Source organism: Yersinia enterocolitica subsp. enterocolitica (assembly GCF_901472495.1).
GTDB classification, from domain to species: domain Bacteria; phylum Pseudomonadota; class Gammaproteobacteria; order Enterobacterales; family Enterobacteriaceae; genus Yersinia; species Yersinia enterocolitica.
In genome coordinates this window covers 3,852,063-3,874,643 of the sequence record NZ_LR590469.1, presented here as the reverse complement: position 1 = coordinate 3,874,643, position 22,581 = coordinate 3,852,063, and the positions used below count along the sequence as shown (strand labels likewise).

The window sequence follows — 22,581 nt, the reverse complement described above, 5'->3', positions numbered from 1 at the left end:
AGCAGATAAAAAAGTCAGGATGCAATGGGAAATTCCGGTAATAATGTTCCGAACCGCTACCCCCGGACTGGAATAAGATTATGTCGGACAGCCTTTGGCATCTCTATCTGCTGCGCACCACCAGTGGCATGCTGTATACCGGCATTACCACTGATGTGGCCAGGAGACTGACGCAACATCAAGCTGGAAAAGGCGCAAAAGCGCTGCGGGGCAAAGGAGAGTTAGCGCTGGTATTTCATTGTGAAGCAGGGGATCGCTCAACGGCGTTGAAGCTGGAATATCGAGTCAAGCAGCTCAGTAAGCAACAAAAAGAAAAGCTGGTGATGAACCAGCCCTCTTCATTGGTATCGTTGCTAGACGTTAGAACCGATTAAACGGCGCAGAAAACACCACTTCGCCATCAGCATCTGTCAGTGCATCTTCTGCCAACGCATACACCTGAAAGGCTTCTTCAGTATCAGGCCAACGGCAGGTTAATTGATGACGGGCCGCTGGCACAAAGCCAAAACGCTGATAATAGGCGGGATCGCCTAATACCACCACTGCGGCATAGCCGAACTCATTGAGAGAATCGAGGCCTTCATAGACCAGCTTCTCAGCCAATCCTTGACGACGCAGACTTTCTTCCACTGCCAGCGGGGCCAGTGCAACCCATTGACGGTCTTCGCCGCCCACATCCACCGGGCTGAATGCTGCATAACCAACTACACCGCCTTCATCATCGGTTGCCACAATGCCCAGCGTCAGTAAGCCATCTTCGCGCAATTGTTGCACTAATCCTGCTTCATCATCGCCCTTGAATGCCTTGCGTAATAAGGCGTCGATCCCCGGAGCATCCACTGGAATTTCAACTCGGATCAGCACGATGCTAATGTACGGGAAGTACTCGCCGCACCCTCTTGCTGACCCGCTTCAATAAATTCCGCCAGTTGTTGCAGACCGACTCGCAGTAGCGTCGGCATAGATTCCAATTCAATGGCATCCATCAGATTTTTCACATACAGGCCCAATTCGGTATCCCCTTCAATTCGCAGCCGGCGCTGGAAAAATAGCGTATCCGGATCTTCTTTACGGGCAGCGATCAAAATCAGATCGTTGGCATCACCGCTGAAGCTAACATCCGCCTCAGCCTGTTGGCTCACCACCAGCCTACCGTTTTCCACGGTCATAAACCATTGCAATGCGAGGTCACGCACTTCAATTTTTAACCAGCGAGACTCCAGAAACTCCAGATCTCCGTCCAGCAGCGCCTGACGGAATTGCCAGCCCAACACTTGCTCCAACACCTGGCGTTGCAAAGCAAATGGCGTCAATTTTAACGGCCCCCGCAGCAGCGCTGGCCCTTGGCGTACAAGGCGTGCTCGTAGTTCTCCCAACACAGGCTGACTCCTTTTTGGTGATATACCCTTTGTACTTGAAGCCACAGGGGTGTTGGCTACATTCACTCACCCAAATCACTTACTGGTCGTTGACCTTACAGTAAATAGCTCATTGGGATGAGTTCTTTTGCCGCCTACCTGCAACTCCAATTACTTTGGGTATTAATCTGTATAAAATAAAGTTCTATTTTGCCACATTGGCAGAATGTGGAAGCCTGTTATATCAATAAATTTTGCATCAGATCTTTGCTAAATATCAGAAGAATGGCACCAATGCGAAAGAAACTGCCCTAAATCAAGGTCAGTTCACGGCGGGTTAACTAAAATCGCCATTCGCTAAACTCTAATATCATCTTCGGATAGGGAAAATTCTATGGAGCTGCTTTGTCCTGCCGGTAATTTACCCGCATTAAAGGCCGCAATCGATAATGGTGCTGACGCGGTTTATATCGGCTTGAAAGATGATACTAACGCCCGCCATTTTGCCGGACTGAATTTCACCGATAAAAAATTACAGGAAGCCGTCAATTACGTTCACAGCCGCAAACGGAAATTGCATATCGCCATTAATACGTTTGCTCACCCTGCCGGCTATTCCCGCTGGCAACGGGCCGTTGATATGGCGGCACAGCTTGGGGCTGATGCCCTGATTCTGGCGGATTTGGCGATGTTGGAATATGCCGCCGAACGCTACCCACAAGTTGAGCGCCATGTGTCGGTACAAGCCTCGGCGACCAATGATGAAGCTATCCGCTTCTATCAACGCCATTTTGATGTCGCACGAGTTGTTTTACCGCGGGTGCTATCCATGCATCAGGTAAAACAATTGTCCCGCACCAGCCCGGTTCCATTGGAAGTTTTTGCCTTTGGCAGCTTGTGCATTATGGCTGAAGGGCGGTGTTATCTTTCATCCTATTTGACCGGTGAATCACCCAATACCGTCGGTGCCTGCTCTCCGGCGCGCTTTGTGCGCTGGCAGCAAACCCCGCAAGGGATGGAGTCTCGCCTCAATGAAGTGCTGATCGACCGTTATGAAGATAACGAAAATGCCGGCTATCCGACCTTGTGCAAAGGGCGCTATTTGGTGGATGGGCAGCGCTATCATGCACTGGAAGAGCCGACTAGCCTCAATACTCTTGAACTGCTACCGGAATTATTTGCCGCCAATATTGCCTCGGTGAAAATTGAAGGGCGTCAGCGCAGCCCGGCTTATGTCAGCCAGGTGGCGAAAGTGTGGCGGCAGGCAATTGACCGCTATCTGGCCAATCCTGCGCAATTTTCCGCCAAAGAAGAATGGATGGAACAATTGGGCGCAATGTCCGAAGGCACCCAAACCACCCTGGGCGCTTATCATCGCAAGTGGCAGTAGCCGGAGGAAATATGAAGTACGCCTTAGGCGCAGTACTCTATTACTGGCCGAAAACCGATATTGAAACTTTTTATCAGGCCGCGGCCAGCAGCAGTGCCGATATTATTTATCTTGGTGAGAATGTTTGTACCAAACGCCGCGAAATGAAAGTGGGTGATTGGTTAGCACTCGCCAAAGATGTTGCCGCCAGTGGCAAACAGGTGGTGATTTCCACACTGGCCCTGCTGCAAGCACCATCAGAATTAAATGAATTAAAGCGCTATGTCGAAAACGGCGAGTTCTTGTTAGAAGCCAATGACTTAGGTGCAGTGAATATGGCGGCCGATCGCGGTTTACCCTTTGTCGCCGGTCATGCCCTCAATTGCTATAACGCCTATACTCTGCGCATTTTGCATCGTCAGGGCATGATGCGCTGGTGTATGCCAGTTGAGCTTTCGCGCGATTGGCTGGCGAATGTGCTGCAACAGTGCGAAGAACTGGGATTTCGCGATAAATTTGAAGTTGAAGTCTTGAGCTACGGTCACCTGCCACTGGCTTATTCTGCCCGCTGTTTTACCGCGCGTTCAGAAGACCGGGCCAAAGATGAATGTGAAACCTGCTGCATTAAGTACCCACAAGGTCGAAAGGTGTTGTCACAGGAAGACCAACAGGTGTTTATCCTTAATGGGATTCAGACCCAAAGTGGCTATTGCTATAACCTTGGTAACGATCTGATTTCCATGCAAGGTTTGGTGGATATTGTTCGCCTTTCGCCGCAAGGCATGGAAACGCTGGATGTCATTGATCAGTTTCGCGCCAATGAGTTGGGATTAAACCCACTGACACTGGCCGATAAAGCCGATTGTAATGGCTACTGGCGACGGCTGGCAGGATTAGAATTAGTGTCATAAACCAATAATAAATAACAGGGAGAGCAGCATTGCCCTCCCTGCCCTTCATACTTATCAATGCCTAATCACAGTGACACTTGTGCGCCATAATCTCGATAATCTGACTGTCTGTTTGCCGCATCGCACCACAGGCCAGCGCACACAGATTAGCGATTGACTGATCGACATCATCCGCGACGATCCCCTCATTGCCAGTAACCCCGCTGCTGTCTAATGCCATCAACACCGCCTTATACGCCGCACTAACACTGGTGGAAACTTTCATCGCGCAACTGTTGGCCGCACCATCACAGATAATCCCGCTGATATCACCAATCATACTGCCAATGGCCAATGCTACCGGTTCATAACGCGGCTCCAGCAGCCACGCCATCCCTGCTGCAGCCCCCATTGCGGCGGTGGTGGCGGCACATAATGCAGACAAAGTGGGTAACTGGTTGTGAATATAAATCGCCATCAAATGGGAAAGAATAAGCGCCCGAGCCAGCTCTTCCTCACTGGCTCCTACGTGTTCTGCCACCACCACTACTGGCATGGTAGCGGCAATCCCCTGATTACCGGAGCCGGAATTACTCATCGCGGGCAGCAGCGCTCCGCCCATGCGTGCATCAGATGCCGCCGCCGAGCGAATCATGATATCCGACAGCAAATCCTTAACCAGCAACCCCCGCCCGCGCTGACGCATCAGTGAAGCACCAATGTGCAAACCATAGTTGCCTGTTAGCCCTTCTTGCGACAGTGCCCCATTCAATTTGGCGGCCTGTAAAATAAAGGCAATCTGCTCAAATGGCACTTGAGTGGCAAATTGATAAACTTGGCGAGCCGTCGCCTGCTTCAAGCAATCATGAGCATGGCATGCCACCTGTTCTGACGGGGACTCTGGTGCCAGTTCAAACAGAACATTGCCATTAATGACAATTCTCACCACTTGAGTGTGGCCACCAGCAATAGTGACACAAGCCCATTGATCTCCGTGATATAGCGTGGCTTCGGCAAACAGGATTTCATCCCCCGCCTGCATATCGACTCGTACATCCCCCCGATCCAGCATGGCTTTCGCCTCTACCACCTGTTGCGAACTGAGGTTTTTCAACACCTCCAGCCCGCCGTCAGGATCACCGCCTAATGCCCCGACTGCGGCGGCGATAGGTAATCCCACCATGCCGGTGCCCGGCACTGTCACACCCATACCATTTTTCATCAGATTTGGTGAAACCCGCGCCTCAATACGCTCAGCTTTCGCGGGCAAATATGATGCAGCAATGGCTGATGCCAACGCCAAGGCGATCGGTTCAGTACACCCTACAGCGGGTTGCACATCCCGTTGAATAACATGGATAAACGCCGTCCATAAAGCAGAATCAGTTGTGTTACTCATAATAAATACCTTCAAACATTTACAGCAGGTAATGTCAGATGCCGTTATTTCAAGAGAATGCCAGGAATGGGGAAATACACAGTAAAACGCCGGTAATAATAATGACGGTCAAAGACAGGCCTTTGTATTTATGCAGCGCCGGCACTTTATAAACTAAATATGCAGGAATCAAACACCCCACCATACCGAATATAGGGCTACAGATAGAAGTAAAGCTCAAGACGGGTGCATTTAATATAATCGCGCCCCATGCCAGTAATACAGCAAAGACCATGATTCCATTTTGCACCCAGCGCTCATTAATATTTTCAGGTGGCATGATGCGACGTAATATATTAAGCACAATACCTTGTGTCGCTTCGCGGAAACCTAAATAAACACCAAAAAATGCCGTCATTACTGCAAAGATATTTAAAATAACACTGACTACAGTTGCCCATCCGCCGGGGAAGAATTTAGCGGCGATGGCCAGCGCTGAAATATTTTGCTCATAAGCTTTAACCGCTTCATCGTGTCCCATTGCCAGCGTAAAGGAAACCGCATAGAAGAACACCGTGCAAAATAAAATACCAAAAGCAATATTCATCGCCCGCAGGGCTTTATGACGAGCCACTTCCAGTGATTTTTCCTTGGCTCGATATGAGATAACCATTGGGCTGAGTGTTTGAATAAACAAGATAGACGTCAGAGTAAACGGCAGTGTAATTATTGCATTTTTTATCAGTAAACCCACGGGTGGCAGCATACCAACGTTGTACAAGTGCCACATCCCTACCATCGAAATACCCAATGCAGCCACCACCAATAACTTGGTAATCACCATAAAGCTCGACAGTTTGAACAGCAGTTTTTCACCTCGTGAGGAGATTGCCACCAGCACGCAAATTAGCACTAAACCATAAAAAGGATTATCGGATAATAGCCCTTCGGTGACACCGAATGTTTGTAAATAGGAAGCGCTGTCATTGGTGATGGCGGTGGAATAAACAAACATCCAGATGACTAGCATAATAAAATAGAGCGCACCTAACACGATCCCCCAGTTTTTCCCTAAATATCCACTGATAACACTCGGGTAATCTTTACATTCTGGTGATTCTGCCAATGTATTAATAAATAATCGTTGGAAGAGATACATAGCAGGATAGCCAATAATAGATGAAAGCAAAAAAACCCATAACCCCATCAACCCAACCTGCACTGGTAAAAATACAATCCCGGCACCGATAGCCATCCCAATACTCATTATTACCCAGCCAAAATCCGTGCTATCAAACTTAATAGCTTCCTGCCATTCCCTCTCAGTCATATTGGCATTTTTGGCTGCCGGAGAATCAATTAAAATGACACTCTCATTTTTTTTTGCCGTTTCCATAATCGGTCTCGCCTTAATCTCTGGTTAGTAGGTTTTATTGTTATGAATATGTACAGAGCGAGTTATCCGCTATTTAACTCATTTGGGAAAATAGCCGAGGGCAGGTGTTCTTATTTTTTGGCTATATTACGCCGAGGAATAGAGAATGTTTTTTTCACTTAGCCTAATTAATTCATCGTGAATGGAAAATTTTTCTACAAAAAGAGTCTTATTCTGAATTTTAATCTACTAGCATGATCAATTAGCAGTATATTATTTCACAAAAGAACAGGTAACTCATTAATCACTTGATAAATAAAGATTATATGTAACTTACTAGTATATATGCACTGCGTAACAATGTTTTTTCAACAGTAAATCTGTGACGATCATCAATGAAAATTAACCACTCAAATAGAAAGGTTAATGTGATATTTGTCGATATGGTCACATCTTTCAGAGCCAATAGCACTTGAAACAGTATTAAATGTTTTATAATTGATTTATCAGTCAATAAATCAGAATAATTGACTGGAACAATCAGCCAGGAGTGCTAAATTGGCGAAATGCTAAAGATAAAGATGCGGGTACGTTATGCACCCGCAGAAGGAGAGACTAGTCTTTGCTGGCGTCAGATATCCCGCCGCCCAGAACTTTATATAATGTAATCATATTATTAGCTTGTGTTTGTTGCACAGTGATCAAACTGGCTTGTGCCGAATACAACGTGCGCTGAGCATCCAGCATATTCAAATAAGTATCTATTCCTTGTTTATAGCGTTTCTGTGCCAATTCAAAACTTTCCTGTGCTGCCGCCACATAAGCTTGCTGGGCCGCCAACTGCTCCTGAATGGTGGTTTTACGCGCCAGAGCATCAGCAACTTCCTTAAACGCTGTCTGAATGGCTTTCTCATAGGCAGCGATATAACCGTTTTTCTGTGCTTGTGAATAATCCAGTGCTGCCTGATTCGCCCCGCCATCAAATATCGGTAAGGTAATAGCCGGGGCAAATAACCAAATTCCTGCCCCCTCACGGAGCAATGTTGCCAGTGCCGAGCTACCCACGCCGCCACTGGCAGTCAAGGTCACGCTGGGGAAAAACGCCGCCCGAGCCGCCCCGATATTGGCATTAGCCGATTTCAATTTATGCTCAGCTGCCAAGACATCAGGCCGGTTCAACAACACATCAGAGGAAAGCCCAACAGGTACCGCTTTGATAACCTGCGGCAAGGTAGCTGCCGCTGCTGGTAATAAATTCGTAGGTACCGGCTGCCCCACCAGTAAATCCAACGCATTTTTATCCTGTGCGACTGTCGTTTTGTATTGCGCAACATCGGCCCGTGCTGATTGATACAAGGTTTCCATCGCGGCCACGTCAATACGTGACGCTACGCCATTTTTCTGCCGCAGTTGTGCTAACTTGAGCGACTGTGCCGCACTGTTTAGCGTTTCTTCGGCCAACAATAATTGATTCTGGTCAGCCGCTAAGGTCACCCAGGCGGTTGCCGTATCAGCAATCAAGGTAATACGCGTGGTTTTCGCGGCCTCTTCTGTTGCCAGATAAGTTTCAAACTCAGCACGAGACAAACTGCGTTTTTTGCCGAATAAATCCAGTTCGAAGGCACTGACACTGATCTCAGCACCATAACTCTGACTGATCGCCGTATTGTTGTTGCCGTCGGATGTATCGGATAATGAGCGCCCGCGGCTACCCTCTACTCCGGCATTGACCGTTGGCATCTGCGCGGCACGTTGCACCCCATATTGCGCACGAGCAGCTTCGATATCGGCAATAGCCTGACGCAAATCGCGGTTACTCCCTAATGCCAAGGTAATAACCTGACGCAACTTAGGTTCAGTCACGGTTTCCTGCCACGGAATATCTGCCGCCGTGCCGCTACTGGCGGCTGAATAAGGTAGCGTTGCCGGAACCGGTGCTGCCGGACGTTGATAGTCTGGATCGAGAGAAATACATCCTGCCAGAAGCACGGGTAACAATAATGTCAGTATGCGACTGAACATTTCAGACTCCTTTATGTTCAGTGGTTTTTTTTGACTTGCCGCTGAACACGCGACGAATCAATACAAAGAATAGAGGGACGAAAAAGACGGCCAGCGCGGTCGCCGTTAAGGTACCGCCAATAATACCGCTACCGATTGAAATACGGCTGTTGGCTCCAGCACCGGTAGAAATTGCCAGAGGCATGACCCCAGCAACAAACGCCAGTGAAGTCATCAGGATAGGCCGTAAACGCGTCGCAGCGCCCTGCAAAGCCGCCGCTACCAATGGCTCACCACGTAAATAGGCGGCCTCAGCAAATTCAACAATCAAAATGGCGTTTTTCGATGCCAGCCCAAGGGTCGTCAGCAAGGCCACCTGGAAGTAGATATCATTCTCCAGACCACGCAATGTCGCTGCGGCTACTGCCCCAATTATCCCTAACGGGATAACCATCATGACCGAGAAAGGCACCGACCAACTCTCATACAGGGCTGCCAAACACAGAAATACTACCAAGATTGAAATGGCATACAGTGACAATGCTTGCCCACTGGCTAAACGTTCCTGATAAGACAATCCGCTCCATGAATAACTGGTACCGGGTAATTCGGCTGCCAATTTCTCCATGCGATCCATTGCTGTACCTGAGCTACTGCCGGAAGCTGCCTGCCCCTGAATTTCATAAGACGCCTGCCCGTTATAGCGCGAAAGAGTTTCCGGGCCATAGATCCAACGTGTGGTCGCAAAAGCAGAAAATGATGTCATGGCATCGCTGCTGCCACGCACGAACCATTGGTTGATATCCTCTGGTTTAGAACGGGAATCTACATCACCCTGCATATATACTTTTTTCACCCGCCCACGATCAATAAAATCATTGATATAGGTTCCCCCCCAAGCAGCACTCAGTGTGGCGTTGACATCACTTATTGATAAACCTAATGCTGCGGCTTTATCGTTATCAATATCCACCTGTAGTTGCGGCATTTGTTGTAAGGTATTGGCGCGAACGGAGGTCAAAATAGGATCTTTACTGGCGTTGCTAATCAGTTGATCGCGCAAAGTGAGTAACTGCTCACGGCTGGTATCGCCAGCGGCCTGTAGCTCAAAAGTAAAGCCATTCGACTGACCCAATCCATCTACCGCGGGCGGTGTCATACTGAAAATTTGGGCGTCACGAATAACCGATAGCGCCTTCATCGCGCGGTCAGCAATGGCTGTTGCGGTGTTTTCACTGCCCGGTCGTTCACTCCAGTTTTTCAATGCAATAAACGCCATACCGGCATTTTGTCCGCTGCCACTGAACCCAAAACCAGAGATAGTAAAGACCGCTTTGGTATTGTCCTTTTCTTGGGTCAGGAAATAGTTTTCTACCGCTTTACTGACTTCCATAGTGCGCCCACTGGTTGCCCCGGCAGGCAGGGTATATTGCACCATGACATCACCTTGATCTTCAGTGGGTAAAAAGCCAGTCGGCAAGCGAATAAACAGTATGCCCATCACCACAATCAGCACGGCGTAAATCAATAAATAGCGTAAAGATCGATGGATAACATTCCCGACCATGCTTTCATAACGCGTCTGCATCCGGTCATAATGACGGTTGAACCAGCCGAAGAACCCCGTGTTTGATAGCGGCTTATGATTGGGTTTAAGGAATGCGGCGCACAGTGCTGGTGTGAGGGTCAATGCCACCAGTACCGACAATGCCATCGCTGATACAATCGTGATGGAAAACTGGCGATAAATCACCCCAGTCGCACCACCAAAGAAAGCCATCGGCAAGAACACCGCCGAGAGCACCAGTGCAATCCCAACCAATGCACTGGAGATTTCACCCATTGATTTCTCAGTGGCTTCACGAGGTGGGAGATTATCTTCCCGCATCACCCGCTCGACGTTTTCCACCACGACAATGGCATCGTCCACCAATAAACCGATAGACAGCACCATACCAAAAAGTGTCAACGTATTGATTGAATAGCCAAATATAGCCAGTACGCCAAATGTTCCCAGCAATACGACGGGAACCGCAATCGCGGGAATTAAGGTAGCGCGGATATTTTGCAGGAAAACGTACATCACGATAACCACCAGCAGGATGGCTTCGATCAGCGTTTTGACCACTTCCTCGACCGACACTTTAATAAAATCAGTGCTGTCTTTGGGATAGGCAATTTTGTAGCCGTCAGGTAGGCTCAACTCGAACTCGGCTGCTTTAGCCTTGACTCTCTCGGCGGTCGCTAACGCATTGGCACCCGGCGCTAACATCACCGCGATCCCCGCGGCCGGATGACCATTTAGACGAGTGGTCACGCTGTAGTCTTCATTACCCAGCTCAACACGAGCCACATCACTCAGCCGGACCACCGCGCCGGTGCTGTCACTTTTAACAATAATATTGTTAAATTGCTCCGGGGTTTTCAGGCGGGATTGCGCCATGACCGTGGCGGTCAATTGCTGTTCTTTGCCACTCGGTAATGCTCCGATTTTACCGGCAGAAACCTGTGTATTCTGTGCTTCAATGGCAGTTTGAATATCACTGGGCATCAGGCTGTAAGCCGCCAATTTGGTTGGATTTAACCAAATCCGCATCGCATATTGCGAACCAAACACTTGCACACTACCCACCCCTTCGAGACGAGCCAGTGGGTCTTGCAAGTTGCTGACCATATAGTCGGCAATATCCGTCCCGGTGTGTTTGTCCTTTTCATCATACAGCGCCATGATCAACAAGAAGTTTGTCTGCGATTTGGTCACTGTGACCCCTTGCGACTGCACCTCGGTTGGCAAGCGAGTTAGCGCCTGCTGCACCTTATTTTGTACCTGTACCTGCGCAGTATCGGCATTGGTTCCCTGTTTAAAGGTCGCGACGATATTAGCCTTACCATCAGAGCTACTGGAGGAAGAGAAATAGAGCAAACCATCCAACCCCGTCAGTTCTTGCTCAATCACCTGTGTCACACTGTTTTCGAGTGTTTCAGCCGAAGCTCCGGTGTAAGTAGCTTTAATAGAAACGGATGGCGGTGCCACATCGGGATATTGGGCTATCGGCAAGGTTTGCATCGCAACCGCCCCACCCAACATAATAACAATGGCAATGACCCAGGCAAAAACCGGACGATGGATAAAGAAACGAGCAAACATCGATTATTTCTCCCCGGTTGATGGCGTGACAGATTCAACCACAACAGGCAGCCTGGTGCTCACCTCTACCGGTCTAACTTCATCACCGACACTGACTTTTTCCGTTCCCTCAATAATCAGGCGATCACCCGCAACCAACCCGCTGTTAATCAGCCAGTAGTTATCAATGGCACGCTCGGTGACCACTTCACGCCGCTCAACTTGCTGCTGTTGATTGACGACCAGCGCGGTAGCATGTCCTTTCGCATCATGGGTGATACCTTGCTGAGGCGCTAAAATCGCAGCGTTATTCACACTGTTACGAACCGAGGCGCGCACAAACATACCCGGTAATAATTGATGTTCTGGGTTAGGAAATTCAGCCCGCAGAGTCACCGCGCCAGTTGCTTCATCCACGGCCACTTCAACCAGTTGCAGTGAACCCTCGTGAGCATAAACTGAGCCATCTTCCAACGTCAGTTGAACAGGGGCATTCACCACAGTTTCATTACCGGCCTGCCGCTGTTTGCGTAAAGCAAGTAATTGCGCACTGGATTGGGTTAAATCGACATAAATGGGGTCGAGGTTACGAATGGTTGCTAATGCCGTGGTTTGGTTAGCCGTCACCAGCGCCCCGGGCGTCACAGAGGAGATACCGATACGACCTGAAATGGGTGCCCGCACTTGGGTATAGGCCAAATTGATACGTGCGGTTTCCAGCGCGGCTGTTTTTTCAGCCACATTGGCCAATGCTTGTTGATAGCTGGTTTGGGCATCATCAGCATCTTGCTGTGATACACCATTCTCTTTGGCTAATGCGGCATAACGCTGGGCTTTCAGCCTGGCGGATTTTACGCTGACCTGAACATTTTGCAGCGCGGCTTTTGCTGTGTCATAAGCCGCCTGATAACTGGCTGGGTCTATTTGATACAACACTTGACCAGCACTGACCTCAGCCCCTTCAGTGAATAAGCGCTTCTTGATTATCCCATCGACTTGCGGCCTGACTTCAGACGCCATCACCGCAACAGTTCGGCCCGATAAATCGCTGCTCAATGTCACTGGTTCGGTTTTTAAGGTCACCACCCCCACCTCTTTGAGTGAGGGCGTAGCTGAAGGTGAAGAGCTTTGATCGCAAGCGACCAGCGTGAACACCAAACACGCCAAAATAATCTTACTGCGCATAAATTTGTACCGTAAATTGTGATGAGAATAATCATTCGCAATTGTACGGATATCGACTGTTTGCTTTTTTCAGTGTTATGTAAGGATTGCGAAAAAAAATATTTCAACCCAACGTGAGGTAAGGTTTACCCCATTTCACCGGCAATACAATATATAAACCCGCACCACTAACAGCAGGGTAAATCCTCATAGGTTTGCTAGCCCTTTAATCGCCGCATTTATTACCCCGTCAGCAACTGTTATTTAGATTATGCTGCTAAGGGTAATAGCCTCGCATTTCTGTGAGCAAATTAGTTAGATCCTCAACGTCATTGGTGGTGCAGGTAGGCACGCATCCCGATGAGCTTACTCAAGTAAGTGATTTGGGTAAGTGCGCGCAGCTAGCGCCCCTGCAACGTCAAGGACAAAGAGGATTAGTGCGTTCGCCCTTCAAGCGACTCGACATAAGGTTAAGATGGACGATTCTATGACTGACAAAAAAACTGTACCGCTTTCTGTTCTCGATTTATCACCGATAGCTCAGGGCAACACGCCACAAGATGCATTTCACGCCTCGCTGGACTTGGCTCAACATGCTGAAAAGTGGGGATACCACCGCTACTGGCTGGCTGAACATCATAATATGACCGGCATTGCCAGTGCTGCGACCTCTGTGCTAATTGGCTATATTGCCGGTGGCACCAGCACCATCCGCGTCGGTTCAGGTGGTGTTATGCTGCCAAACCATTCGCCATTAGTGATAGCTGAGCAGTTTGGTACCCTCGCCTCGCTGTATCCTGGCCGTATCGACCTCGGTCTGGGCCGGGCACCTGGCACTGATCAGCGCACCATGATGGCACTACGCCGACACCTCTCCGGTGAGGTAGATAACTTCCCGTCTGACGTGCGCGAACTGCAAAACTACTTTGCCGAGGTGCAACCTGGGCAAGCAGTCCAAGCGGTTCCCGGTCAAGGTTTGCATGTTCCTCTGTGGCTGCTGGGTTCCAGCCTGTATAGTGCACAACTGGCAGCAGCTATGGGGCTACCTTTCGCTTTCGCCTCGCATTTTGCGCCGGACATGCTATTCCAGGCGCTTAAATTGTATCGCGAAAACTTCAAACCCTCCGCTCAATGGCCGCAACCTTATGCGATTGTGTGTGTGAATGTCGTCGCCGCAGACAGCGAGCGTGATGCCCGTTTCTTGTTTACCTCAATGCAGCAGCAGTTTGTCAATTTGCGCCGTGGCACACCGGGGCAGCTTCCTCCGCCAGTCGAAGATATGGAGAAAATCTGCTCGCCAGCCGAACAGTTTGGTATTGATCAAGCACTGCGTCTGTCCATTATTGGTGATAAGAGTAAAGTCCGACACGGGCTTCAGTCGTTATTGCGTGAAACTCAGGCTGATGAGTTAATGGTGAATGGCCAGATCTTTGATCACCAGGCGAGATTATATTCATTTGAGATAGTTGCCAGCCTGCAACAAGACTTGCAACCTGGCGAGCATCTCTAATCTATTTATATCAATGAATTAGAGATATAATAAAACCAGCTCTAGGGCTGGTTTTATGTTTAACCATAAAGTCATCACAAACTCATCATTGAACTATTTCATTCAGCTAAAAAGTGTATTGAATTTGTTAGATAAAAATAGGTAATAATATAAATGCCATCAGAGGCGTAAAATAAACACGCTCTAATCCAATAAACTCTATTTTGAGTTTCCTACCCTTTTCGCTTTGCTCCATTTTCTTAAGAAAAATAAAATAGATGGCTGAAGTGAATCATAATAAAACCAATAACTCGCGCGATGTTTTATCGCCAGATACTCGTTTGAGGCAATTTTTGTATGTGATAACAACGCATTACTGTGCCAAGGAAACAGCAATTCCTTTCAGGGATCGACTCTTTACCTATGCCGGCTGGGCTAGTCTGACTCAACCTCTGCTTCAGCATCTTTTTTCGCAAAACTCGCGATATTCTGCGCCTTTATTGTCTCGCATTGCTCTACTGAAATAGTGCCTTTTGTTTTCCTATCTTGGTATTCTTTAAATGCCGGGTCCCAAATCCAATTATTTTTAAAGTATTCGCCTTCGGCTAATTTAGCGCAAAGATCTTCATTATTTAGCGAGGTTACAGGCGTTGAGCATGCAGTAAGAACAAAAGAAAAAAGAGGTATAACCAGCATATAAGCTTTCATATTTAGATCCTTATGATAAATAATTTTTTGTTTTTGTTTCAACGCAAATCTATCACAATGGCATGTAATCTTTCTTAATTTAAAAGAAAACATATGTAAATGAGCTATCAATTGTGAATTAATTATGATGCTAAATAATATGCAACTCAAATATCCGATTACAATAAAAAAATATAAGCTGAATTATTTTTATTTCTATTTTGATTAAGAATTGAAAGTAATAGATTATTTCCAATCTTCATTAGGTAAATCTGTTCCAAATATTTTTTGTTATTAGGCAAAATAAGCCCGTTTGATAAGCATAAAAAAACCAGCCCGAAGGCTGGTTTTTATGTTTAATCATCAAAGATGACTAATACTTATGCATCACCGAAACGACGACGAGCAGGTGCAGCAGGCGCTGCTGCATCATCACGACGTGGTGCAGCTGGACGCTGACCATCACGATTGCCACGACGCTGTTCGCCAGTACCGGCTGGAGCACGGTCACTACCGAATGAACGGCGAGGAGGAGCACCAGCGGCACCGTCACGACGTTCGCCACCGAATGAACGGCCAGCACCACCGCCACGACGCTCACCACCGTTACCACCTGCAGGGCGCTCACGGCGCTCATGCGGCTGTGCATCACCCAACAACTGCATGTTCAGCGGCTTGTTCAGGATACGGGTGCGAGTGAAGTGAGATAACATTTCGCCCGGCATGCCTTTCGGCAGTTCAATAGTTGAATGTGAAGCAAACAGCTTGATGTTACCGATGTAACGGCTGCTGATATCACCTTCGTTAGCGATAGCGCCAACGATATGACGAACTTCAACACCATCATCACGGCCAACTTCAATGCGGTACAGTTCCATCTCACCAACATCACGACGTTCGCGACGTGCTGGACGTTCGCCACCGTCACGGCTGTCAGAACGAGGTTCGCGACGGCTATCATTACGGTCACGACCGCGATCGCTACCACGGTCATCGCGAGTATTGAATTCACGCTGTGGACGACGTGGTGCTTCTGGAGGCAGAATCAGAGGACGTTCGCCCTGTGCCATTTTCAGCAGTGCAGCAGCCAGAGTTTCAATATCAAACTCTTCTTCTGGTTGCAGCTTAGCCAACAACGCACGGTACATATCCAAATCACTGCTTTCCAGCTGTTGGCCAACTTTAGCCGCAAATTTGGCTAAGCGACGTTCGCCCAGTAATTCTGCATTTGGCAATTGCACTGGTGGAATAGTCATCTTCATAGTACGTTCAATGTTCTGCAACAGACGACGTTCACGTCTATCAACGAACAGTAATGCACGACCAGCACGACCAGCACGACCGGTACGACCGATACGATGGACATAAGACTCTGAATCCATAGGGATATCATAGTTTACTACCAAGCTGATGCGCTCAACGTCCAAACCACGAGCCGCAACATCAGTTGCAATCAGAATATCTAAACGACCATTTTTCAGGCGTTCAAGAGTCTGCTCACGTGCAGCCTGGTTCATGTCACCATTTAATGCAGCGCTGTTATAACCGCTACGTTCCAAAGCTTCAGCCACTTCCAGCGTCGCGTTTTTGGTACGAACGAAAATGATAGCAGCGTCAAAATCTTCAGCTTCCAAGAAACGAACCAATGCATCGTTTTTACGAACACCGTCTACAACCCAATAGCTCTGGCTGATATCAGGACGGGTAGTCATGCTAGACTGAATGCGAACTTCCTGTGGCTCTTTCATAAAGCGACGGGTAATACGACGAATCGCTTCTGGCATAGTGGCAGAGAACAGCGCGGTCTGATGTTCAGCCGGGATCTGCGCCAGAATATTTTCCACGTCTTCGATAAAGCCCATGCGCAGCATTTCATCTGCTTCATCCAACACTAAACCACTCAGGTTGGACAGGTTAAGGGTACCGCGTTTCAGATGGTCTAACAGACGACCTGGGGTACCAACAACAACTTGTGGCCCCTGACGCAAAGCGCGTAATTGAACGTCATAACGCTGGCCACCATACAGGGCAACCACGTTAACGCCGTTCATATGTTTAGAGAAGCTAGATAATGCTTCAGCAACTTGAATAGCCAACTCACGAGTTGGAGCCAGTACTAACACTTGCGGTGCTTTCAGGCTTGGATCAATGTTGTGTAACAGCGGCAGACCAAATGCGGCTGTTTTGCCACTACCGGTTTGCGCCATGCCGAGAACATCACGGCCGTTCAACAGGTGTGGAATACACTCCAACTGGATAGGAGATGGTTTTTCATAACCAAGATCAGTCAGAGCAGAAAGAATTGGAGCGGACAGCCCCAGATCAGCAAAAGAGGTTTCAAGCTCAGTAGTCATGTACACGTGCCTCATTAATAATGGCGGCCAGTCTACATAACTCGTCGAGAAAATTTTCAGTCATTTTCATTGAAAAGTGTGAACCGGCTCAAATTAGATTATAAAACGAACAAAAAGGCCATCACCTGTTAGGGTGATTAACGTTGGCAAAAACCAAGGTAGTCAGGCTAATAGTTGTTCGTCAGCTATTGCTGGTCCGATTCCGATAGGTCGTCTTGTTCTTGGCCCAAAAGCGCCAATTCCAACAATGCATAGCGGTGCTCAACAAAGTTATGAACGTTGTTAGCTACCGTCAGTTTGAACAGCGCCGAAGCGGTGTCCTTGTCCCCCAGACTTAGGTAATGTTTACCTAAATAGAAGTCAGTTTCACTGAGATGCTCAGCGAGCGAAGTGTTATCCGTTGCATCTGCCTTAAGCCTTTCCATCAGCGTTTTTTCGCTGATCGTGCCCAGGTAGAATTCGACAATATTCCATCCCCATTGCCCTCTGTCCGATTTTTCATAGCGCTGTTGTAACGCTACTGCCGCTGTCTTGGGATCGATTTCTCTTTCCACTAGATACAGCCACAACGAACGGAAGGGATCATTTGGATCGTCTTGATAAAACGCCTGCAGATCATCCTGCGCCAACGGGAGTCGACCGCCATAATACAGAGCGATACCCCGGTTTAAACGCGCGTAATTGTAAGTTGGATCAAGCTCTAGTACAGAATCAAACGCTTCATAGGCAGCATCAAAATTGCCTGCCTGCGTTAAATAAATGCCCAGATAGTTAAAAACTTCTGGCATATCAGGACGAATAGCTAACGCTTGCGAAAAATCATTTCGCGCTAGTGCCCGTAGCCCGAGGCTATCATACAGCACTCCGCGCTCATATAAAAGCTGTGCGCGCTCATCATCCGTAAGTGCCCGACTTGCAAGGATTTGTTCCATGCGCGCCAGAATCACTTCCTGCTGCAACGTAGGTTGCAACGGGATTGCCAATACCTCGTCTTTACGCCAATCATGGTTGCTGCATCCTGCCAGCATGAGTGCTGTCACAACGTAACACCAGCGCAAGAAAGGCTTCATTTCCTACTCCCGAAGACAAACATTGGATAAATATCCTTTCATCCATTTGTTTAACACAAGAGCATCCTGCCCTCGAGATAACACAGCTCCTCACTCATGAGTAAGGAGCTGTGGAATACTAATTACTCTGCTGCTTCTGGTGCCGATGCTTCTGCATCAGGAGTAGTCGCTTCTTTCATGCTCAGGCGGATACGACCTTGGCGATCAACTTCGATAACTTTAACCGGTACTTCCTGACCCATCTGCAGGTAATCAGTCACTTTATCAACACGCTTGTCAGCGATTTGAGAAATATGTACCAAGCCTTCTTTACCGCCGCCGATGGCAACAAATGCACCGAAATCAACGATACGAGTAACTTTACCCGCATAGATACGGTTCACTTCGATTTCAGCAGTAATCTCTTCGATACGACGGATAGCATGTTTCGCTTTGTCGCCGTCAGTTGCTGCAATCTTAATGGTGCCATCATCTTCGATTTCAATGGTGGTGCCAGTTTCATCAGTCAGCGCACGAATCACAGAACCGCCTTTACCGATCACATCCTTGATTTTCTCAGGATTGATTTTCATGGTGTAGATACGTGGAGCAAACTCAGAGATATCGCCGCGCGGTGTGCTGATAGCCTGTTCCATAACACCCAGAATGTGCAGACGCGCACCCTTAGCCTGGTTCAGAGCTACCTGCATGATTTCGCGGGTAATACCTTCAATTTTAATGTCCATCTGCAGTGCGGTGATACCGTCACGGCTACCGGCTACTTTAAAGTCCATGTCGCCCAAGTGATCTTCGTCACCCAGAATGTCAGACAGAACAACAAAGTTTTCATCTTCTTTAACCAGACCCATTGCGATACCAGCAACAGCGGCTTTAATCGGCACACCTGCGTCCATCAGGGCCAGAGAAGCACCACAAACAGAAGCCATTGAGGAAGAACCGTTAGACTCGGTGATTTCAGAAACCACACGCACAGTGTAAGGGAACTCGCTCGGGCTTGGCATCACTGCCAACACACCACGTTTCGCCAGACGACCATGGCCAATCTCACGACGTTTCGGTGAACCAACCATGCCTGTTTCACCAACAGAATATGGAGGGAAATTATAGTGTAGCAGGAATGAGTCAGTACGCTCACCCATCAGCTCATCAATATTTTGTGCGTCACGTGCAGTACCCAGTGTTGCTGTAACCAGCGCCTGAGTTTCACCACGGGTGAACAACGCAGAACCGTGGGTACGTGGCAACACGCCAGTACGCACATCCAGCCCACGGATCATGTCTTTTTCGCGACCATCAATACGCGGTTCGCCACGCAGTACACGGCTACGAACTACGTCTTTCTCAACGCTACCCAGGATGTCCTGAATTTCCGCAGCATCTAATGTATCATCTTGCGCTAACAGTGCTTCAGTCACATCAGCTTTGATAGCATCAACTTGAGTATAACGCTCTTGTTTCTCGGTAATGCGATAAGCATCGCCCAGACGTGCAGCAGCCAGCTCAGCAACGCGCGCATGCAGCGCTTCGTTTACTGGCTCAGCATGCCAATCCCACTTTGGTTTGCCCGCTTCAGCAACCAGAGCGTTGATATTTTCAATCACAACTTGCTGTTGTTCGTGGCCAAAGACAACCGCGCCCAACATTTGATCTTCAGACAAGATGTCTGCTTCTGATTCAACCATCAATACTGCACCCGCAGTACCGGCAACAACCAAGTCCAGACGGCTTTCTTTCAGCTCATCGGTGGTTGGGTTCAGCACATACTGGTCATTGATAAAACCAACACGAGCAGCACCGATTGGGCCATTGAATGGAATACCTGACAGGCTCAGCGCAGCTGATGCACCAATCAGTGCCACGATGTCTGGGTTAATTTGTGGGTTAACAGAAACAACAGTCGCAATAACCTGAACTTCATTCAGGAAGCTGTCTGGGAACAGTGGACGAATCGGGCGGTCAATCAGACGTGAAGTCAGTGTTTCGCCTTCACTTGGGCGGCCTTCACGACGGAAGAAGCTGCCTGGGATACGACCAGCAGCGTAGGTACGCTCCTGATAGTTAACAGTCAGAGGGAAGAAACTCTGGCCTGGTTTAGCTTTCTTTTGGCCAACAACAGTAACGAATACTGCGGTGTCATCCATGCTGACCATAACGGCAGCAGTCGCCTGGCGAGCCATCATGCCAGTTTCAATAGTAACGGTATGTTGGCCGTACTGGAATTTACGAATAATCGGAGTCAGCAAAATAGTATCCTTATACTATGCGGTGCCGGATCGTATTGACGATCTCATCCACCTGTTACTCATACCTTCACACTGCATCCTCGCGACTAATGACAACCCTTAACTCCCATGAGTTAAAGTCTCTCATTAGCCGCGCGAACCTCTGCACCGGAAGATCCTATGTTTTAAAAATATAGAACAACAACAATATACTAACGTATTTTATCATTGCTTCTTAGAAAAAAGGGGCCAATTTGGCCCCTTTCTCCCGAAACTCGCAGACTTAGCGACGCAGACCCAGACGTTCGATCAGGGAAACATAACTCGCTACATCTTTACGCTTCAGGTAGTCCAGCAGCTTACGACGCGTGGATACCATACGCAGCAGACCACGACGACTGTGGTGATCTTTTTTGTGCTCGGAGAAGTGACCTTGCAAATGGTTAATTTGAGCAGTCAACAGAGCAACCTGAACTTCGCTTGAACCGGTGTCATTGGCATCGCGACCGAAGTCAGCAACAATTTTAGCTTTCGCTTCAACACTTAGAGACATGATACAACTCCAAATATATATAGATAAATTAAGACAGGCGCCGATCTCTAATTCAGCAACCCAATATGTAAGCCGCACTATTCTACTCTTTGAACTGCGGGATCGCAAGGAAGGCCTTCTGGCCTACGGTGTGTTTCCTGCCGCTACACCTGCTACAACAGGGTTTGCACCATCCACATGTTCTACAACCAAGCGTTTCGGAGCAACGCGGCCATCTTCAGCAATCGTGCCAATACCAATGAAATTACGCTCTTCACCTTCAGTGATACGGACCATTCCTTCACCAGGAGCTCCCGCTACATGTACTGGTTGCCCTTGTTTCACATAGGCCGCAACAGCAGGTAACAGATTGACTTCTGGGAAGTTTAATACCGCACTATCCATCGGTAATAGCAACGCATCCAGTTCAGCATTTGGCGAGCGCTCTTCTGCTTGCGCTGTTTCAACGATTGCAGTCAACTGTTCCAATGTCACCATGCGGTCACTTGGATAAGTCGCAACTTGCAACCGACGCAGATAACTCACATGTGCGCCGCAACCCAGTAATTCACCTAAATCATCAATAATGGTACGAATATAGGTGCCTTTGGAACAGTGGATTTCCAGTTCCAGGTCATTACCTTCCCAGCGGATAAACAGCAGTTCGTACACAGTAATACTGCGCGCTTCACGCTCAACTTCAATCCCTTGGCGGGCATATTCATACAGCGGTTTGCCTTGATGCTTCAGCGCAGAATACATGGATGGCACCTGCTGGCTGCTACCACGGAAACTGTCCAACGCGGCATCCATCTGTGCCTGCGTGACATTAACTTCACGCTCGCTGATTAATGCGCCTTCGGCATCTGAGGTATCCGTGCGTTGACCTAAACGGGCAACCACTCGATAGCGCTTATCTGAATCGAGCAAAAATTGGGAAAACTTGGTCGCTTCACCCAAACAGATAGGTAACATGCCGGTCGCCAATGGATCGAGTGCACCGGTATGGCCTGCGCGATTTGCGCTAAAGAGACGTTTTACTTTCTGCAAAACATCATTAGAGGAGAGGCCCAGCGGCTTATCCAATAACAGAACGCCGTTAATGTCACGGCCGCGACGACGTGGACGCCCCATTACTTCTCCTCGTCGCTTCCTGGATTAACCTGACGTTCTACATCATTTTTGATGACATTAGTCACCAAGTTAGACATCCGCATCCCTTCAATTAGAGAGTTATCATAAGCGAAGGTCAGTTCTGGCACGATACGCAAACGCATCGCTTTACCCAGCAGAGTGCGGATATAACCGGAAGCATCTTGCAGCGCTTTAATGCCATTCTTTACTGTATCCGGATCAGCATTGTCAGTTAACACATTCAGGAAGGTCACAAAAACTTTAGCGTAAGCCAAATCACGAGACAGCTCGATGCCTGACACAGTTGCCATGCCAACACGAGGGTCTTTGATTTCGCGCTGTAAGATGAGTGCGATCTCTTTCTGCATTTCCTGTGAAACACGCTGAGAACGGCTGAATTCTTTTGCCATTTGGGATTCTCCAGACAATTT

At 48.3% G+C, this 22,581-nt stretch carries 19 protein-coding genes; 4 read left to right on the top strand and 15 right to left on the bottom strand.

Annotation, left to right across the window (positions count from 1 at the left end; all coding sequences use genetic code 11):
- The first annotated feature begins 80 nt into the window (after nucleotides 1–80).
- Complete coding sequence (locus FGL26_RS18360) at nucleotides 81–374, top strand: GIY-YIG nuclease family protein (protein ID WP_005156248.1); 294 nt, start codon at nucleotides 81–83, stop codon at nucleotides 372–374.
- Here FGL26_RS18360 and FGL26_RS18355 read toward each other — a convergent pair.
- Together FGL26_RS18355 and ubiT are read right to left on the bottom strand one after the other, a co-directional pair.
- Nucleotides 361–864: a GNAT family N-acetyltransferase gene (locus tag FGL26_RS18355; RefSeq protein WP_005175351.1), complete on the bottom strand. Its 504-nt coding sequence runs from the start codon at nucleotides 862–864 to the stop codon at nucleotides 361–363. The genes FGL26_RS18360 and FGL26_RS18355 overlap by 14 nt on opposite strands.
- Entirely contained in the window at nucleotides 858–1,379 is a 522-nt protein-coding gene (gene ubiT / locus FGL26_RS18350) for a ubiquinone anaerobic biosynthesis accessory factor UbiT (RefSeq protein ID WP_011815454.1), read from the bottom strand. The genes FGL26_RS18355 and ubiT overlap by 7 nt, the downstream gene beginning before the upstream one ends.
- Nucleotides 1,380–1,752: 373 nt before the next feature.
- Here ubiT and ubiU point away from each other — a divergent pair, with 373 nt between their 5' ends.
- Together ubiU and FGL26_RS18340 are read left to right on the top strand one after the other, a co-directional pair.
- Nucleotides 1,753–2,748 carry a ubiquinone anaerobic biosynthesis protein UbiU gene (gene ubiU / locus FGL26_RS18345; RefSeq protein ID WP_005175355.1) on the top strand — a complete coding sequence of 332 codons (996 nt, stop codon included), beginning with the start codon at nucleotides 1,753–1,755 and terminating at the stop codon, nucleotides 2,746–2,748.
- A gap of 11 nt (nucleotides 2,749–2,759) precedes the next feature.
- Entirely contained in the window at nucleotides 2,760–3,638 is an 879-nt protein-coding gene (locus FGL26_RS18340; protein WP_005175357.1) for a U32 family peptidase, read from the top strand.
- Nucleotides 3,639–3,699: 61 nt separating this feature from the next.
- Here FGL26_RS18340 and FGL26_RS18335 read toward each other — a convergent pair whose 3' ends face one another.
- From FGL26_RS18335 to FGL26_RS18315, 5 genes are all read right to left on the bottom strand, one after another.
- Nucleotides 3,700–5,016 (bottom strand): L-cysteine desulfidase family protein, encoded by a 1,317-nt coding sequence (locus FGL26_RS18335; protein WP_005175359.1) that lies wholly within the window; start codon nucleotides 5,014–5,016, stop codon nucleotides 3,700–3,702.
- 49 nt (nucleotides 5,017–5,065) lie between these two features.
- Complete coding sequence (locus FGL26_RS18330; RefSeq protein WP_005175361.1) at nucleotides 5,066–6,391, bottom strand: SLC5/6 family protein; 1,326 nt, start codon at nucleotides 6,389–6,391, stop codon at nucleotides 5,066–5,068.
- A 594-nt stretch (nucleotides 6,392–6,985) separates the two neighbouring features.
- Nucleotides 6,986–8,392, bottom strand: coding sequence for an efflux transporter outer membrane subunit (locus FGL26_RS18325; protein WP_138060262.1), 1,407 nt, complete (start codon nucleotides 8,390–8,392; stop codon nucleotides 6,986–6,988).
- Between the two features lies 1 nt (nucleotide 8,393).
- Nucleotides 8,394–11,519 carry an efflux RND transporter permease subunit gene (locus FGL26_RS18320; protein ID WP_005175365.1) on the bottom strand — a complete coding sequence of 1,042 codons (3,126 nt, stop codon included), beginning with the start codon at nucleotides 11,517–11,519 and terminating at the stop codon, nucleotides 8,394–8,396.
- A gap of 3 nt (nucleotides 11,520–11,522) precedes the next feature.
- Entirely contained in the window at nucleotides 11,523–12,683 is a 1,161-nt protein-coding gene (locus FGL26_RS18315) for an efflux RND transporter periplasmic adaptor subunit (RefSeq protein WP_005175367.1), read from the bottom strand.
- A 466-nt stretch (nucleotides 12,684–13,149) separates the two neighbouring features.
- Between FGL26_RS18315 and FGL26_RS18310 the strand changes: the two genes are divergently transcribed.
- Nucleotides 13,150–14,172: a luciferase-like monooxygenase gene (locus FGL26_RS18310; RefSeq protein WP_032903261.1), complete on the top strand. Its 1,023-nt coding sequence runs from the start codon at nucleotides 13,150–13,152 to the stop codon at nucleotides 14,170–14,172.
- 414 nt (nucleotides 14,173–14,586) lie between these two features.
- Here the strand turns inward: FGL26_RS18310 and FGL26_RS18305 are convergent, their stop codons facing one another.
- The 8 genes from FGL26_RS18305 to rbfA all read right to left on the bottom strand — a co-directional run bounded on the left by FGL26_RS18305 (nucleotide 14,587) and on the right by rbfA (nucleotide 22,560).
- Complete coding sequence (locus tag FGL26_RS18305) at nucleotides 14,587–14,859, bottom strand: lipoprotein (protein WP_005175372.1); 273 nt, start codon at nucleotides 14,857–14,859, stop codon at nucleotides 14,587–14,589.
- 359 nt (nucleotides 14,860–15,218) lie between these two features.
- Complete coding sequence (locus tag FGL26_RS18300) at nucleotides 15,219–17,192, bottom strand: DEAD/DEAH family ATP-dependent RNA helicase (RefSeq protein ID WP_032908733.1); 1,974 nt, start codon at nucleotides 17,190–17,192, stop codon at nucleotides 15,219–15,221.
- Nucleotides 17,182–17,256 carry a protein YrbN gene (gene yrbN / locus FGL26_RS21980; protein WP_223499600.1) on the bottom strand — a complete coding sequence of 25 codons (75 nt, stop codon included), beginning with the start codon at nucleotides 17,254–17,256 and terminating at the stop codon, nucleotides 17,182–17,184. Before yrbN ends, FGL26_RS18300 begins: the two co-directional genes overlap by 11 nt.
- A 121-nt stretch (nucleotides 17,257–17,377) precedes the next feature.
- Nucleotides 17,378–18,262 carry a lipoprotein NlpI gene (gene nlpI / locus FGL26_RS18290; RefSeq protein ID WP_005156264.1) on the bottom strand — a complete coding sequence of 295 codons (885 nt, stop codon included), beginning with the start codon at nucleotides 18,260–18,262 and terminating at the stop codon, nucleotides 17,378–17,380.
- Nucleotides 18,263–18,384: 122 nt separating this feature from the next.
- Complete coding sequence (gene pnp, locus FGL26_RS18285; protein WP_005175389.1) at nucleotides 18,385–20,505, bottom strand: polyribonucleotide nucleotidyltransferase; 2,121 nt, start codon at nucleotides 20,503–20,505, stop codon at nucleotides 18,385–18,387.
- Nucleotides 20,506–20,767: 262 nt separating this feature from the next.
- Nucleotides 20,768–21,037 carry a 30S ribosomal protein S15 gene (gene rpsO, locus FGL26_RS18280; RefSeq protein ID WP_005156269.1) on the bottom strand — a complete coding sequence of 90 codons (270 nt, stop codon included), beginning with the start codon at nucleotides 21,035–21,037 and terminating at the stop codon, nucleotides 20,768–20,770.
- Between the two features lie 123 nt (nucleotides 21,038–21,160).
- On the bottom strand, nucleotides 21,161–22,150 hold the full coding sequence (truB, locus tag FGL26_RS18275) for a tRNA pseudouridine(55) synthase TruB (RefSeq protein WP_005175391.1): 990 nt from the start codon (nucleotides 22,148–22,150) through the stop codon (nucleotides 21,161–21,163).
- Entirely contained in the window at nucleotides 22,150–22,560 is a 411-nt protein-coding gene (gene rbfA, locus FGL26_RS18270) for a 30S ribosome-binding factor RbfA (RefSeq protein ID WP_005175393.1), read from the bottom strand. Before rbfA ends, truB begins: the two co-directional genes overlap by 1 nt.
- Nucleotides 22,561–22,581: the final 21 nt, after the last annotated feature.